Below are 15,532 nucleotides of genomic sequence, written 5' to 3'. Positions count from 1 at the left end.
CCACTCAGCACGCAAGGACACCTGGCACCCCTATGAAAACTGCGGAGATCGCGCAGCGCTACCTCGATTACTTCGAGAAGAACGACCACGTCATCGTCCCCTCGGCCTCCCTGGTCAGCGACGACCCGTCCCTGCTGTTCACGGTCGCCGGAATGGTGCCGATGATCCCGTATCTCACGGGCGTCGTTCCCGCACCGCATCCGCGCATCGCGGATCTGCAGAAGTGCATCCGCACCAACGACATCGAAGAGGTCGGCAAGACCGCGCGTCACGGCACCTTCTTCCAGATGATGGGCAACTGGTCGTTCGGCGACTACTTCAAAGAGGGCGCGATCCGCTACGCCTGGGAGCTGCTGACGAGCTCCGAGGCCGACGGCGGCATGGGGTTCGACGAGAAGGACCTCTGGGTCACCGTCTACGAGACGGACGACGAGGCCGAATCCATCTGGCGCGACATCATCGGCCTGAAGCCCGAGCGCATCCAGCGCCTCGGGCGTGCCGACAACTACTGGAACACCGGCCAGCCCGGCCCCGGCGGCCCTGACTCCGAGATCTTCTTCGACCGCGGCCCCGCATACGGCAAGGACGGCGGCCCTGCGGCAGACGATTCGAGGTTCCTGGAGATCTGGAACCTCGTGTTCATGCAGGACTTCATCGAGAACATCCGCGGCAAGACGGAATTCGACATCGTGGGGGAGCTGCCCCAGAAGAACATCGACACCGGCATGGGACTCGAGCGCGTCGCGTTCCTCAAGCAGGGCGTCGAGAACATGTACGAGACGGATCAGGTGCGCCCGGTGCTCGATCGGGCCGTCGAGCTCTCCGGTCGCCGCTACGGGGCGGTGCACGAAGACGACGTCCGCTTCCGCGTCGTCGCCGACCACGTCCGCTCCTCACTGATGCTGCTGTCCGACGGAGTCCGGCCCTCCAACGAGGGTCGCGGATACATCCTGCGCCGCCTGATGCGACGCACTGTGCGCTCGATGCGTCTGCTCGGCGTCGACGAGCCGGTGTTCCCCGAGCTCTTCGCCACCTCGCGTGACGCCATGAAGTCGGCGTACCCCGAGCTGGAGAAGGACTGGTCGACGCTGTCGGCCGCGGCCTTCGCCGAGGAGGAGACCTTCCGGCGCACGCTCGCTTCCGGGTCCACGATCCTCGACCTCGCGCTCGACGAGACGAAGAAGGGCGGAGCGACGACGCTCAGCGGCCCCGAGGCGTTCCTCCTGCATGACACCTACGGCTTTCCGATCGACCTCACCCTCGAGGTCGCGGAAGAGGCCGGCCTCGACGTCGACCGCGCGGCTTTCGACACCCTGATGCAGGAGCAGCGCTCCCGGGCCAAGGCCGATGCACGCAACCGCAAGCGTCAGCTCGCCGATGTCTCGGTCTACCGCGACCTGCGCGCGCTGGGCGAGACCGGCTTCGACGGGTACTCCGAGCTCGAGGTCGACTCGCGCATCCTCGGGATCCTCGTCGACGGTCAGCCGGCGCGCAGCGCTGCCGAGGGGCAGATCGCCGAGGTCGTGCTCGCCGAGACGACGCTCTACGCGGAGTCGGGTGGACAGGTCGCCGACAAGGGCGTGATCGTGGGCCCCGGGTTCGAACTCGAAGTGCTCGATGTTCAGCGCCCGGTTCCGGGGCTCATCAGCCACACAGTCGAGGTCACGCGTGGCGTCGTCGCGGTCGATGATGCCGCCACGACGGTGGTCGACGCGGCCAACCGCCGCGCCGCCCGGCAGGCGCACTCCGCGACGCATCTCGTTCATGCCGCGCTGCGCGACACGCTCGGCCCGACCGCCACGCAGGCGGGCTCGCTCAACCGCGCCGGTTACATGCGCTTCGACTTCTCGTGGTCGCAGGCGCTGTCGGCCGACACGCGCACCGAGATCGAGGAGATCACCAATCGCGCGGTCAACGACGCCCTCGAGGTCTCGACCCGCATCCTGACCCTCGACGAGGCGAAGGAGGCGGGCGCCATGGCGCTGTTCGGCGAGAAGTACGGCGACGTCGTGCGCATGGTCGACATCGGTGGTCCCTGGTCGCGTGAGCTCTGCGCGGGAACCCATGTGAGCTCGAGCGCCGAGATCGGTCTCGTCAGCGTCGTCGGCGAGTCTTCGGTCGGCGCGTCGAACCGTCGCATCGAGGCTCTGGTCGGACAGGACGCATTCCGCGAGCTGGCCGCCGAGCGCGCTCTCGTCTCGCAGCTGACCACCTCGCTCAAGACCCCGCGCGATCAGCTCGCCGAGCGCATCGCGGACCTCTCCGCGAGCCTGAAGGCGGCGGAGAAGCGCATCGCGCAGTTCGAGTCCAAGGAGCGCGCAGGTCAGGTCCCGGCCATCGCGGAGTCCGCGGGGCGTATCGGAGCCTTCCGGGTCGCCGCACGGTCTCTCGGTGAGGTCGCCTCGGCCGACGACGTGCGTGAGCTGGTGCTCGGGGTGCGCGACCGCCTCGGGTCGGACGCTGCGGTCGTCGCTCTCGGCGCCGTGGTGAACGGTCGCCCGGTGGTCGTCGTCGCGACGAACGATGCCGCCCGCGCGGCAGGCGCGAAGGCCGGTGCGCTGGCGAAGCGCGCCGCTTCCGTGCTCGGCGGCGGAGGCGGCGGTCGTGACGACGTCGCCCAGGGCGGCGGCACGGATGCCGCGGCTCTTCCGGCTGCTCTCGAGGCCGTGTCGCAGGAGCTGCAGTCAGCGTGAGCGGATTCCGTCGCGGTGTGCGGCTCGGTATCGACGTCGGACGTGCACGTGTCGGGGTCGCTCGCTGCGACCCCGACGGCATGCTCGCCGTCCCCGTGGAGACGGTCCAGCGCAACGACTCGGCGATCGACCGGATCGCGGAGATCGCACAGGACTTCGACCTGCTCGAGTTCGTGGTCGGCCTTCCGGTGAACCTGCAGGGTGCCGACACCGCATCCACGACCGATGCGCGCGAGTTCGCGGCGGCGCTGCAGTCGCGGACGGGCACGCCCGTCCGTCTCGTGGACGAGCGTCTGAGCACGGTCACCGCACACGCCGCATTGCGCTCTTCGGGCAGATCTCAGAAGAAGTCTCGTAGCATTGTGGATCAGATCGCCGCGGTGGTTCTGCTGCAGCAGGCGATCGACACGGAGAAGAGCACCGGAAACCCGCCCGGTGACACGATTCCGCTCGACGAGGAGTCCCCACGCTAATGCCCGAACGTGAGAGTTCTTCACCTCAGCACGATCCGGACGCCCGCCTCGGCGACCTGTTCGAGAATCTTCCCGATCCGTCGCAGCAGAGCCCGACGGTCGACAACACGCCACCGGCTCCCGGGTCGCGCAGAGCCGCCCGCGAGGCGGCTGCGGCGCAGGCGCCCGGCGCTCAGGCACCCGTGCCTGAACCGCAGGAGCCGGGTTCGGACGACGACGCGTCGACCCGCGCTCTTCCCGTGACCGGTCCCGCCCAGTCGTCCGACATGCGCGCCGACGACTCCGCGACACGCGGCGGTGACCACGTCTCCGCAGCTCGCGACGGCGTCCCCACGTCCGACGCAGACCGCGACGGAGCATCCGCGCCCGTCGTCGCAGGTGCAGCCCTGCCCGCGACCGCCGCCGCGGGCGCTGCGGGTTCCGGTGGACGCCTCGAAGATCTCTTCCACGCGCACACCGATGAGGACTCCGGGAGTCGCCCTCCGAAGAAGAAGAAGCGCCGCACCGGCTGCCTCGTCGCGCTGATCATCGTGCTCGCCGTGATCGGAGGCATCGTCGGCACCGGAATCTGGGCCTGGAACACGTACGGCGACAAGATCAGCGATGCCCTCGGGTGGGGCGAACCGGCCGACTGGGAGCCCGGCATAGCGTCCGGCGAAGTGCTCGTCACCGTTCAGGAGGGCGACACCGGCTCACCCGTGTCGACTGCACTGTACGAAGCGGGTGTCACCCGTACCGACGAGGTCTTCTACGACTACCTCGTCAAGGAGAACATCGCCGTCACGTTCTACCCTGGCATCTACCGGCTTCAGGAGAAGATGACGGCCGAGGCCGCGCTCGAGGCGCTTCAGGACCCCGCGAACAAGCTCGAGAACTCGGCGAGCGTCGGAGAGGGCGCGACGATCGAGTCGTCGCTTCCCGGGATGGCGGAGTCACTCGGGATGCCGATCGAAGACCTCCAGGCAGCTGTGGACGCGGATCCTGCGACCTACGGCGTGACCGCGCAGAGTCTCGAGGGCTGGCTCTTCCCCGCCGTCTACACGTTCGATCCCGGCGTCACCGCGACGCAGGTGATCCAGCGCATGGTCGATCGCACCAAGGAGTCGCTGGATGCCGCCGGCGTTCCCGCCGAAGACGCTCAGCGTGTGCTGACGATCGCGTCGATCATCCAGCGTGAGGGACTCACGGCGGACTTCCCGAAGGTGTCGCGCGTGATCCAGAACCGCCTGGACATCGACATGAAGCTCCAGATGGACTCGACCGCGCAGTACGGCTACGGCTCGCTGCACGAGGGCGTCGTCTCGAGCTCGGCCGAGGCGCTCGAGGATCCCAACGACTGGAACACCTACGTGCACACGGGGTTGCCGATCACGCCGATCGCCAGCCCGAGCGATGCGGCCATCGACGCGGCCATGCACCCGGCTGACGGTCCGTGGCTGTACTTCGTCACGATCAACCTCGCCACGGGAGAGACTCAGTTCTCGGTGACCTACGAGGAGCACCTCCAGGGCGTCGAGAAGTGGGAGAAGTGGTGCCAGGAGAACCCCGATGGGGGATGCTCGGCCGGATGACGCCTCGGCATCTCGCGGTGTGGGGCGACCCGATCGCACACTCGAAGTCGCCGCGGCTGCATGCGGCCGCGTACGGCGTGCTCGGCCTCGACTGGGAGTACTCGAGTCGGCAGGTCGACGAGAGCGTTTTCGACGATGCCCTTGCGTCGCTCGATGACTCCTGGCTCGGTCTGTCGCTCACGATGCCACTGAAAGAGCGGGCCCATCGGGCCGCGGCGACACGCGACACGCATGCCGAGCTCACGGGGGCCGTGAACACGCTGCTCCTGACGGATCCCGTCCAGGGATTCAACACCGATGTCGGCGGGATCATCGATGCCCTCGGCGAGCAGAGCCTCGGGGACGTGGATCGGGTGCGTGTGCTCGGGGCCGGTGCGACCGCGGCATCCGCAGTCGTCGCGTGCGTCGAACTCGGTGCCCGGTCTATCGAGGTGCGCGCGCGTCGCCCCGAGCGTGCCGCGTCGCTCATCGCGCTCGGAGAGCGACTCGGAGTGGAGGTCACCTCTGACGCGTTCGACGGAGGCGCTGACCGGGTCGATCTCACCGTGGCGACTCTTCCGAGCGGGTCAGCCCTCGACGACGCGACGGTCGCGCGTCTCGGCGAGCGCGGGGGAGCGCTGTTCGACGTCGCCTACGCGCCGTGGCCCTCCGCACTCGCCACCGCCTGGACGGGCGGCCAGGCGATCTCCGGCGAAGGGATGCTGCTCTGGCAGGCCGTACGGCAGATCCGGATCTTCCGACACGGGGATCAGACCATCGCATTGCCCGGCGAAGATGGCGTGGTCGCCGCGATGAGAGCAGTTCTGTAACCGCCGACGACACGCGGCACGAGTCAGGTCGAAACGCGTGGGAGACTAGAGCAATGCTCCGCGTGCTCACGGCCGGCGAATCGCACGGCCCAGAACTCATTGCCGTCATGGAGGGTCTGCCCTCGGGCGTCCCCGTGTCCTCAGAGGCGATCCAGGCCGATCTCGCACGTCGCAAGCTCGGCTATGGCCGCGGCTCGCGCATGAAGTTCGAGCAGGACGAGCTCACCATCTCCGGCGGTGTCCGTCACGGCAAGACGCTCGGCAGCCCGATCGCCCTGCGCATCGGCAACACCGAGTGGCCGAAGTGGATCGAGGTCATGAACCCCGAACCCGTCGAGCTCACCGACAAGTCGAGGGGTCGCAGCGCGCCGCTCACCCGACCGCGCCCCGGCCATGCCGACCTCGTGGGCATGCAGAAGTACGACTTCGATGAGGCGCGCCCGATCCTCGAGCGTGCCAGCGCGCGCGAGACCGCCGCCCGTGTCGCACTCGGTGCGATCGCCCGGTCGTTCCTGGGAGAGCTCGGCATCCGTCTCGTGAGCCACACGCTGTCGATCGGTCCCGTGCAGGTGCCGGCAGGCTCCGCGCTTCCGACGCCCGATGACGTCGAGACGCTCGACGCCGACCCGCTGCGCTGCTTCGATCCGGCCACGTCCGCCCTCATGGTGGCCGAAGTCGACGACGCCAAGAAGGATGGAGATACCCTCGGCGGCATCGTCGAGGTCCTCGCCTACGGCCTGCCTCCCGGGCTGGGGTCGCACGTGCACTGGGACCGCCGCCTCGACGCGCGTCTCGCAAAGGCGCTGATGAGCATCCAGGCGATCAAGGGCGTCGAGGTCGGCGACGGCTTCGAGACGACCCGTCGCCGGGGTTCCGCCGCTCACGACGAGCTGTTCGCCACTGCCGACGGCATCTCGCGCGGCTCGGACCGTGCGGGAGGCACCGAGGGCGGGATGTCGACCGGCACCGTGCTGCGCGTTCGCGCCGGCATGAAGCCCATCGCGACCGTCCCCCACGCCCTCCGGACGATCGACATCGCCTCCGGCGAGGATGCCACTGCCCACCACCAGCGCTCGGACGTGTGCGCTGTGCCCGCTGCCGGTGTCGTGGCCGAGGCCATGGTCGCCGTCGAGCTGGCAAACGCCGTGCTCGAGAAGTTCGGTGGCGACAGCATCCGCGAGACGCGTCGAAACCTCGATGGGTACCTGGCCGGCATTCCGGCCGAGCTGCGGACGACCCCGGCGTCCGAGGCGGCGCTCATCGCGCATGACGAGCGAGGCTGAGCGCCTGACGCTGGTGCTCGTCGGTCCGATGGCGGCCGGCAAGACCAGCGTCGGTCGCCGCGTCGCCAAGAAGCTCGGTGTGCCGTTCATCGACACCGACAAGCGCGTCGTCGCCGCCCACGGCCCGATCCCCGGGATCTTCGCCGACCACGGCGAGGCGCACTTCCGCTCGCTCGAACGGGCAGAGGTCGCCAACGCACTGAGCGCGGGCGGGGTGATCTCGCTCGGAGGCGGCGCGGTGACGGATCCCGGAACGCGGGCGCTGCTGCGCGAGCATCCCGTCGTCTTCCTGACAGTGTCGCCGGAGGCGGTCGTGCACCGCATCAATGCGGGTGGCCGACCGCTGCTCGCGGGTGACGATCCGGTCGGGCGCTGGACGCAGATCTTCGAAGAACGTCGAGGCTGGTACGACGAGGTGGCATCCGTGACGTTCGACACGTCTCGCCGCCCCATGCAGCGCATCGCCGACGACATCGTGGCATGGAGGAGAGAACGAGCATGAGCACCACCACCATCAATGTGACGGGGGAGACCCCCTACGACATCAGCATCGGACGCGGGATCCTCGATCAGGTCTCTGCCGCCCTGGATCCGGGCGTGCGGAAGATCCTCGTCGTGCACCCGCCCACGCTCGCGGCCCGTGCCGCGGAGCTGCGCGATCGACTGCTCGCGGACGTCGAGAACGGACCGCGCGAGGTGCTTCTGGCCGAGGTGCCGGATGCCGAGCAGGGCAAGCGCATCGAGGTGGCGGCGTTCTGCTGGCAGGTCATGGGCCAGGCCGACTTCACACGCACGGATGCGGTCGTCGGATACGGCGGCGGCGCGGTCACCGACCTCGCCGGGTTCGTCGCGGCGACCTGGTTGCGCGGCGTGCAGGTCGTGCAGGTGCCGACGACCGTGCTCGGACTGGTCGACGCGTCGGTCGGCGGGAAGACGGGGATCAACACCGCAGAGGGCAAGAACCTCGTCGGTGCGTTCTGGGCTCCGCGCGCGGTGATCGGAGACCTCGACGAACTCTCGAGCCTGAGCCCGAACGAGGCGACGGCCGGATTCGCCGAGGTCGCGAAGGCCGGTTTCATCTGGGCGCCCGAGATCCTCGACATCATCGAAGCCGACCCCGCTCGGGCCGTCGACACCACGACCCCGGAGTTCCGGCGCGCGGTCGAACTCGCGATCGACATGAAGGCGAAGGTCGTCTCCGACGACTTCCGCGAGGCGGGGCAGCGCGAGATCCTCAACTACGGTCACACCCTCGGTCATGCGATCGAGCACGCGGAGCGCTACCGCTGGCGACACGGCGCGGCTGTCTCTATCGGGATGCTGTACGCGGCGGAGCTGTCGCGACTGGCCGGACGCCTCTCGGACGAGGCCGCAGAGCGCCACCGCACGATCCTCGAGTCGCTGGGTCTTCCGACCGGATACCGCGCCGGTGCGTGGCCGCAGCTGCTGGCCACGATGCAGCGCGACAAGAAGAGCCGCGGCGGCATGCTGCGATTCATCCTGCTCGACGACATCGCGAAGCCCACGGTCCTGCAGGCCCCCGACGAATCTCTGCTCTTCGCTGCATACCAGGAGATCGGCGAATGACGCGCCGCATACTCCTCGTCAACGGTCCGAACCTCAACCTGCTCGGCAGCCGTGAACCCGAGGTCTACGGCACGGCGACGCTCGCTGATGTGGAGCACCTGACCGCCGAGGCCGCCGCTGCCGCGGGCTTCGAGGTGCGCGTCGTCCAGAGCAACCATGAGGGTGTGCTGATCGACGCGATCCACGCCGCCCGGGAGGACTGCGCGGCGATCATCATCAATCCCGGGGGCCTCACCCACACCTCCGTGTCGCTGCGCGACGCACTCACCGGCGTTGCGCTGCCATTCGCCGAGGTTCACATCTCCGACGTGTACGCCCGCGAGGAGTTCCGGCACCATTCCTACCTCCACGACGTCGCCGCCGTCCGTGTGATCGGCGAGGGCGTCGACGGGTATGCGAGCGCCGTGCGGCAGCTCGCAGCGCTCATCCCGTAGAATCGACTGTCGGCCCACCCAGTCCACCGGGACGAGAACGGCCCCCAGACTCTAGAAACGGAAAGTCCAGCGCATGGCATCTACCGCAGACATCAAGAACGGCGTCGTCCTCAGCATCGAGCGGCAGCTCTGGAGCGTCGTCGAATTCCAGCACGTCAAGCCCGGCAAGGGCGGCGCATTCGTCCGTACCAAGCTCAAGAACGTGATGAGCGGCAAGGTCGTCGACAAGACGTTCAACGCCGGTGCGAAGATCGAGATCGAGAACGTCGATCGTCGTGATTACACCTACCTGTACACCGATGGTGACGGCTACGTGTTCATGGACCAGACCGACTTCGACCAGATCACCGTGAGTGCGGCGACCGTCGGTGACGCGAAGAACTTCCTGCTCGAGAACCAGCAGGTCACGATCGCGCTCAACAACGGCAACCCGCTCTACATCGACCTTCCGGCGTCCGTGATCCTCGAGATCACATACACCGAGCCGGGTCTGCAGGGCGATCGCTCGTCGGCGGGAACGAAGCCGGCGACCCTCGAGACCGGGTACGAGATCCAGGTTCCGCTGTTCGTCGAGACCAACACCAAGGTCAAGGTCGACACGCGCACGGGCGACTACCTCGGTCGCGAGAAGTAAGGCGTGAGCGCCCGAACGAAGGCGCGCAAGCGCGCACTCGACATTCTGTTCTCAGCCGACGTCCGTGGCGACGAGGTCGCGGTGACGCTGGCCGCCGAAGCCCAGCGCGCCGCGAGCGAGCCTGCGCGTGAGGCCTCCTGGCTGTACGCCCGCGAGGTCGTCGACGGCATCATCGATCACCGCGACGAGATCGATGAGCAGATCACCACGCACAGCCGCGACTGGAAGATCGAGCGCATGCCTGCCGTCGATCGCGCTCTGCTGCGCATCGGCGTCTGGGAGATCCTCTTCAACGACGTGGTGCCCACCGCGGTCGCCATCGATGAGGCGGTCGAACTCGCCAAGGAGTTCTCGACCGACGATTCGGGTGCGTTCGTGCACGGCGTGCTCGCACGCGTCTCTCGCGCAGCCTGAGCGAGGCATCAGGCGGCGGCGACCTCGATGTCCGGGGCCGCGGGAAGGATGGGGCCATGCCCGCGCCGCACGTCGACCTCCGCGACCTCATGCAGATCACGGATGTGGGCGGATATCAGCGCGGTCTGGCCTACTTCCGCGAGGGCAATGTGCTCGACGTGGTCTGGCATGAGGATCTCCTCGAGCTCGAGGGCCACGTCAGCGGCAGCGGCGACGCCCAGTACCAGACCGAGATCGTCTTCTTGTCGTCGAACGGCACGCGGCGGGTCCGCACGACGCGCTGCTCGTGCCCGGTGCGCAGCGGATGCAAGCACGTCGTCGCGACGCTGCTCGCATCGAACGTCCACGAGTACACCGAGCAGGCCGCAGCGCTGAAGAGGCCCGCCGAGCCGGTCGACACGCCCGCGCCGGCTCCGGCCACGGCGACGCCTTCGTGGCGCAGCCTGCTCGACCCGGCCGTCTCCCGGCATCCGCAGCCGCTGGCGCTCGGAGTCGAGCTGCGTCATCGGGAGTCCAGATCCGAGAACCACTGGGGTCCGCGCCCGGTGCGCGCGGCGACCGCGCGGGATCTCGCCCGGCCGACCGGGGAGCTGCTGCTCGCCATCCGGCCGCTGATGCGCAGCGCGCAGACGGGATCCTGGATCCAGGGCGGAGCGGGGTGGGATGCCGTGCGTCGGGATGCCGCTCAGTTCGGACGCGTGCAGAATCGCTGGTTCGGCGACCTGCTGAGCATCTCCCGCGATTCGCTGCTCTCCGGCAACGCCGGCGACTGGCTCGTGCTCGATCAGGTCGAGTCGCCGCTGCTGTGGGGCCAGCTCCGCTCGGGTGCGGAGCTCGGCATACCGCTGGTCGCGAGCCAGAAGAACGCATCCGTGCGCCTCGCCACGTCGGCCGAGGTGTCGGCGCGCATCACGCGGGTCGACGACGGTTCGCTGTCCGTAGCCGCCGAGGCGCAGATCGACGGCGCCCCTGTCGCCGCATCCGCGGTTCATCCGATCGGCCGCACCGGCGTGTACTCGGCGGGGCTGATCGGCGCGCGCATCGAGATCGTGCTCGCGGAGGCGCCGCTGAGCGAGCAGATCCGCGCGCTGCTCGCCGCCCCAGAGGAGATCGTCGTCCCGGCGTCGGACGAGCAGGCGTTCATCTCCGACGCCTACCCGCTGCTCGCGAGGCGCGGTGTGGTGCGCACGGTCGGCGCCGTCTCGCTGCCGGAGGTGCCCGATCCGAAGCCCGTCGTGACGATCACCTATGAACGCGGTGACGTCGTCAGCTACTCGTTCGAATGGTCCTACGGCCGGTTCGGACGGGTGCCGTTCGCCTGGACCGACGCCGCCGTGCGCGACGCCGTAGCCGAGACCACGGTGCGGGCCCGGATCGAGGAGGCGTGGCAGGAGTTCAGGGCGACGAACTTCCGGCCGGCGGGCTCGTTCCACGACATCGACGCCGCGGCGTTCGTCGCCGAAGGCGTCCCCGTCCTCGAGGCGGCGGGTGTGACCGTCGAATCGGTCGGCGCCCCCAAGGAGTACCGCGAGCTGACCGGTGCCCCCGAGGTGAAGGTCACGACAGTCGAGACGACCGACTCGGACTGGTTCGATCTCGGCATCCTCGTGACGATCGACGGCAGACGGATCCCGTTCGGTCCGCTGTTCACTGCGCTGAGCAAGGGCCGCAAGAAGCTGCTGCTCGCCGACGGCGGGTACTTCTCGCTCAACCACCCGGCACTGGATCGCCTCCGCGACCTGATCGAAGAGGCCGGTGAGCTGCAGGAATGGGAGACCGGGCCCCGGATCAGCCGGTATCAGACCGACCTCTGGGAGGAATTCGAAGACCTCGCAGACGAGGCGGAGCCAGCGGTCAACTGGCGCGCCACGGCCGAAGGACTCCGTCAGGCGACCGGCGTGCCCGAGACCCCGGTGCCCGCGGGCGTGCAGGCCGAGCTGCGGCCCTATCAGAAGACCGGGTTCGACTGGCTCGCCTTCCTCTGGCGGCACCGGATGGGGGGCATCCTCGCCGACGACATGGGCCTCGGCAAGACGCTGCAGCTGCTGACCTTCATCCAGCACGCGAAAGACCAAGGCGAGACGCGTCCGTTCCTGGTGCTCGCTCCCACTTCGGTGCTGAGCACGTGGCGGTCGGAGGCAGCACGGTTCACCCCGGGACTGCGGGTGTCGATCGTCGACAGCACCAGCGGCAGGCGCGCAGACGCTCTCCGCCGCGCCGCGGAGTCGGCCGACCTCGTCGTGAGCTCCTACACCGTCGCCAGGCTCGACGAGGAGGAGTTCCGCACCGTCGAGTGGGCAGCGCTGATCCTCGACGAGGCCCAGTTCGTCAAGAACCCGAAGACGCGTCTGCACCGCGCCATCGCGACGTTCCGATCCGACGTGACGTACGCGGTGACCGGCACCCCCATGGAGAACAGCCTGTCGGAGCTCTGGTCGCTGCTGTCTCTCGCGGCTCCCGGACTGTTCCCGTCCGCACGGAAGTTCCGCGACAGGTATATCCAGCCGATCGAGAAGGGCAAGGTCCCCGAGAACGAGGAGGGCGGTGAGTACCGCGCCCGGCGCCTCGCACAGCTCCGTCGTCGTGTCCGGCCTCTCATGCTGCGGCGCACCAAGGAGCTCGTCGCCTCGGATCTGCCGGCGAAGCAGGAACAGCTGCTCGAAGTGGAGCTGAGCCCCGAGCATCGCGCGCTCTACGACGTGGTGCTGCAACGGGAGCGTCAGAAGGTGCTGGGCCTGCTCGACGACCTCGACCGCAACAGGTTCATCGTCTTCCGTTCGCTGACTCTGCTGCGGATGCTGAGCCTCGCTCCCGGTCTGGTAGACGAGGCGGACGCGGAGATCGGCTCGAGCAAGCTCGACACGCTGCTCGAGAGGGTGATCGAGCTGCAGGCGGAGGGTCACCGGGCACTCGTCTTCAGCCAGTTCACCTCATTCCTCGATCTCGCGGCCGCGCGCCTCGAGGCTGCGGGCATTCCGTACGCGCACCTCGACGGGTCGACGCGGCATAGGGAGCAGGTCATCGACGCGTTCAAGGCCGGGGAGCAGCCGGTCTTCCTGATCAGCCTGAAGGCCGGAGGCTTCGGTCTGACGCTCACGGAGGCCGACTACGTCTTCCTGCTGGATCCGTGGTGGAACCCGGCCGCTGAAGAGCAGGCGATCGACCGCACGCACCGGATCGGTCAGACCAGTCAGGTGTTCGTCTACCGGATGATCTCGACCGGCACGATCGAGGAGAAGGTCCTGCAGCTGCAGCAGCGCAAGGCACGCCTCTTCACCGCCGTCATGGACGATGACGAGCTGTTCGCGCAGTCGATCACGGCGGACGACATCAAGGGCCTCTTCGAGGATCGGTGATTTGTTCCGGCCCGGTCACCGCGTCCGCTCAGGGGCCCATCGGTAGAATCGAACGGTTCACTTCAGGAGGAATGCATGCGGATCACGGGACTCGGCCACGCCGGGATGTTCATCGAGACGGTCGGCGGGAACATCATCTGCGACCCCGTTCTCGGGCCCTCCTTCTTCGGCTCGTGGTTCCCGTTCCCCGACAACCGGGGCCTCGATTGGGAGCGATTCGGCCGTGAGGCGGACTTCCTCTACATCTCTCACCGCCACCGCGACCACTTCGACCCGAGACTGCTCGAGCGGTACATCCGCAAGGACATCGAGGTGCTCCTGCCCGAGTACCCGATCGATGACCTCGAACAGGACATCAGGGCGCTCGGCTACACGAACATCACCTACGCGCCCGCCGGGGAGATCATCGAACGCGGCGACCTGAAGATCATGATCACGCCGCTGCGTGCCCCGAGCGACGGTCCGATCGGCGACTCGTCGCTGAGCGTCGACGACGGCACCGCGTCGATCCTCAACCAGAACGACTCGCATCCGCTCGATCTCGACACACTCCTGCACTTCGGCAAGCCCGACGCGTACTTCACGCAGGTGTCGGGAGCCATCTGGTGGCCCATGGTCTACGACCTGCCGATGGACGCGAAGCAGAACTTCGCGAAGCTCAAGCGCGATGCCCAGAACAAGCGAGCGATGTACTACATCGACAAGGTGGACGCCCCGCACGTGTTCCCGATGGCAGGGCCGCCCATGTTCCTGCGCGACGAACTCTTCGACTTCAACGGGATCGGCCGCAACGGCGAGTCGATCTTCACGGATCAGAAGCAGTTCCTCGCGCACATGAAAGAGCTGTCGCCGCAGTACGACGGTCACCTGTTCGTCCCCGGCACGGTCGTCACGGTCGACGGGGGAGACGTGGCCACGGAGCAGTCGCTGTACACCGAGGCTGAGCTGGCCCACATCTTCGACGAGAAGTGGGACTACCTCGAGGAGCAGCGGGCGTCGCGGCAGCAGGAGATCACGGACGAGGAGGCATCGCGCGCCGAGATCCTTCCCGCCGCCGAGATCCTCGAAGCCCTCAAGGGCTGGTGGGAGCCGCTGCTGAAGAAGTCGCGCACCATCCGTCTCGGCGTCGGCGGATGCGTCCGGTTCAAGATCGGCGACCTCGACATGGTGGTCGACTTCCCCCGCGCCAAGGTGCGCGAGTATGCCGGCGAGGAGTGCATCTACTGGTACACGATCCCCGCCGATCTCGTCTCGACGAACATCCGCGACCGTGAGATCGACTGGTCGAACTCGATCTTCCTGTCGATGCAGTTCCAGGTCGGACGCAGCGGCAAGTTCAACGAGTTCCTCACGACGTTCCTCAAGTGCCTCTCGGTCGACCGCATCGAGTACGTCGAGAACTGGTATCAGGAGCAGACCGACCAGACCGAGGACGCCGAAGTCGGAGACTGGGTCGTGCAGCGTCGCTGCCCGCATCTGCGTGCCGACCTCACGAAGACCGGAAAGGTCGACGAGGACGGCATCCTGACGTGCAGCATGCACGACTGGAAGTGGGACCTGAAGACCGGTCGCTGTCTCTCGACCAGCGGTCACCCGATCCGCTCGACCAAGATCGACGAGGTCACCGACGCCGTGCTCAGCGAGGCCGGCTGACGTGCCGCGTTCCCCGCACCCGCAGGGTTCCGGTCGTGACGCACGAACATCGCGCCTCGAGTACAAGGGACCATGGCGGGGTGCTCGGTGGATCGTGCGCTCGGATTCTGAGCGCCTCGTGCGCATCGCCGCCGAGTTTCTCACCGAGGAGGGATTCGAGGCGCGATCCGACGGATTCGCCGACAGTCTGCGCGAGCGCGGCTCGGAGTGGACGGCGACAGCCCTCGAGATCGGCGATGAGAAGCGTTCCCATCGCAGCTGGTGGCGCGGCCTTCTGACCGACGAGCTGCCGTTCCCGATGCCGCATGCACTCCAGCATGTGCTTCCGCCGACCCTGGTCGTCGCCGCCGCGCGTCCCGTGGCGGCGGGAGTCGCAGAGCTCGTCGTCTTCCCCCACACGTCCGCACGCGGCGACGCCACCCATGCGCGAGCTGCGGCGCCGCGGGTCGCCGCCGCGCTCGAGCAGATCACCGCGGCGGCGGGAGCTGAGGGCGCCATGCTCTCGCACGAGTCGCTGCGCGGCATCGCGGACGACGGCTCGCCCGCCTCCCAGGCGGTCGTCCGCGACGTTCTCGGCTGGCGCTGACCGCGCGCTAGACTGGACGCATCAAGCAACCTTTAACAC

Annotated in this window: 13 protein-coding genes; all 13 read left to right on the top strand. The window is 68.1% G+C overall.

Features of this window, described 5'->3' with window-relative positions:
- Positions 1-32 precede the first annotated feature (32 nt).
- The 13 genes from alaS to ASF63_RS04575 all read left to right on the top strand — a co-directional run bounded on the left by alaS (position 33) and on the right by ASF63_RS04575 (position 15,493).
- Positions 33-2,693, top strand: coding sequence for an alanine--tRNA ligase (alaS, locus tag ASF63_RS04635; RefSeq protein WP_056509987.1), 2,661 nt, complete (start codon positions 33-35; stop codon positions 2,691-2,693).
- Positions 2,690-3,166, top strand: a complete 477-nt coding sequence (gene ruvX / locus ASF63_RS04630) for a Holliday junction resolvase RuvX (RefSeq protein ID WP_056509984.1) — start codon at positions 2,690-2,692, stop codon at positions 3,164-3,166. Before alaS ends, ruvX begins: the two co-directional genes overlap by 4 nt.
- On the top strand, positions 3,166-4,737 hold the full coding sequence (mltG, locus tag ASF63_RS04625; protein ID WP_056509982.1) for an endolytic transglycosylase MltG: 1,572 nt from the start codon (positions 3,166-3,168) through the stop codon (positions 4,735-4,737). Before ruvX ends, mltG begins: the two co-directional genes overlap by 1 nt.
- On the top strand, positions 4,734-5,546 hold the full coding sequence (locus ASF63_RS04620; protein WP_235560687.1) for a shikimate dehydrogenase family protein: 813 nt from the start codon (positions 4,734-4,736) through the stop codon (positions 5,544-5,546). The genes mltG and ASF63_RS04620 overlap by 4 nt, the downstream gene beginning before the upstream one ends.
- A gap of 53 nt (positions 5,547-5,599) precedes the next feature.
- Positions 5,600-6,829, top strand: coding sequence for a chorismate synthase (gene aroC / locus ASF63_RS04615; protein ID WP_056509977.1), 1,230 nt, complete (start codon positions 5,600-5,602; stop codon positions 6,827-6,829).
- Positions 6,813-7,331, top strand: a complete 519-nt coding sequence (locus ASF63_RS04610) for a shikimate kinase (protein ID WP_056509976.1) — start codon at positions 6,813-6,815, stop codon at positions 7,329-7,331. Before aroC ends, ASF63_RS04610 begins: the two co-directional genes overlap by 17 nt.
- On the top strand, positions 7,328-8,416 hold the full coding sequence (aroB, locus tag ASF63_RS04605) for a 3-dehydroquinate synthase (RefSeq protein WP_056509974.1): 1,089 nt from the start codon (positions 7,328-7,330) through the stop codon (positions 8,414-8,416). Before ASF63_RS04610 ends, aroB begins: the two co-directional genes overlap by 4 nt.
- Positions 8,413-8,850 (top strand): type II 3-dehydroquinate dehydratase, encoded by a 438-nt coding sequence (gene aroQ, locus ASF63_RS04600; protein ID WP_056509972.1) that lies wholly within the window; start codon positions 8,413-8,415, stop codon positions 8,848-8,850. Before aroB ends, aroQ begins: the two co-directional genes overlap by 4 nt.
- A gap of 73 nt (positions 8,851-8,923) precedes the next feature.
- Positions 8,924-9,484, top strand: a complete 561-nt coding sequence (gene efp, locus ASF63_RS04595; protein ID WP_056307658.1) for an elongation factor P — start codon at positions 8,924-8,926, stop codon at positions 9,482-9,484.
- Positions 9,485-9,487: 3 nt separating this feature from the next.
- Positions 9,488-9,898 (top strand): transcription antitermination factor NusB, encoded by a 411-nt coding sequence (gene nusB, locus ASF63_RS04590; protein WP_056509971.1) that lies wholly within the window; start codon positions 9,488-9,490, stop codon positions 9,896-9,898.
- 56 nt (positions 9,899-9,954) lie between these two features.
- Positions 9,955-13,254 (top strand): SNF2-related protein, encoded by a 3,300-nt coding sequence (locus tag ASF63_RS04585; RefSeq protein WP_235560686.1) that lies wholly within the window; start codon positions 9,955-9,957, stop codon positions 13,252-13,254.
- A 75-nt stretch (positions 13,255-13,329) separates the two neighbouring features.
- Positions 13,330-14,907, top strand: coding sequence for a Rieske 2Fe-2S domain-containing protein (locus ASF63_RS04580; RefSeq protein ID WP_056509968.1), 1,578 nt, complete (start codon positions 13,330-13,332; stop codon positions 14,905-14,907).
- A 94-nt stretch (positions 14,908-15,001) separates the two neighbouring features.
- Positions 15,002-15,493, top strand: coding sequence for a hypothetical protein (locus tag ASF63_RS04575; protein ID WP_157534222.1), 492 nt, complete (start codon positions 15,002-15,004; stop codon positions 15,491-15,493).
- The last annotated feature ends 39 nt before the right edge of the window (positions 15,494-15,532 follow it).

The organism is Microbacterium sp. Leaf320, from assembly GCF_001423485.1.
Classification (GTDB): domain Bacteria; phylum Actinomycetota; class Actinomycetes; order Actinomycetales; family Microbacteriaceae; genus Microbacterium.
This window is presented reverse-complemented; position numbering and strand designations above follow the sequence as displayed.

Excerpts from the sequence above, each read along its gene's own strand:
- ASF63_RS04620 (WP_235560687.1), top strand. The coding sequence starts at position 4,734 with ATGACGCCTCGGCATCTCGCGGTGTGGGGCGACCCGATCGCACACTCG.
- ASF63_RS04610 (WP_056509976.1), top strand. The coding sequence starts at position 6,813 with ATGACGAGCGAGGCTGAGCGCCTGACGCTGGTGCTCGTCGGTCCGATG.
- aroC (WP_056509977.1), top strand. The coding sequence starts at position 5,600 with ATGCTCCGCGTGCTCACGGCCGGCGAATCGCACGGCCCAGAACTCATT.
- aroQ (WP_056509972.1), top strand. The coding sequence starts at position 8,413 with ATGACGCGCCGCATACTCCTCGTCAACGGTCCGAACCTCAACCTGCTC.
- aroB (WP_056509974.1), top strand. The coding sequence starts at position 7,328 with ATGAGCACCACCACCATCAATGTGACGGGGGAGACCCCCTACGACATC.
- alaS (WP_056509987.1), top strand. The coding sequence starts at position 33 with ATGAAAACTGCGGAGATCGCGCAGCGCTACCTCGATTACTTCGAGAAG.
- ASF63_RS04585 (WP_235560686.1), top strand. The coding sequence starts at position 9,955 with ATGCCCGCGCCGCACGTCGACCTCCGCGACCTCATGCAGATCACGGAT.
- efp (WP_056307658.1), top strand. The coding sequence starts at position 8,924 with ATGGCATCTACCGCAGACATCAAGAACGGCGTCGTCCTCAGCATCGAG.
- mltG (WP_056509982.1), top strand. The coding sequence starts at position 3,166 with ATGCCCGAACGTGAGAGTTCTTCACCTCAGCACGATCCGGACGCCCGC.
- ASF63_RS04580 (WP_056509968.1), top strand. The coding sequence starts at position 13,330 with ATGCGGATCACGGGACTCGGCCACGCCGGGATGTTCATCGAGACGGTC.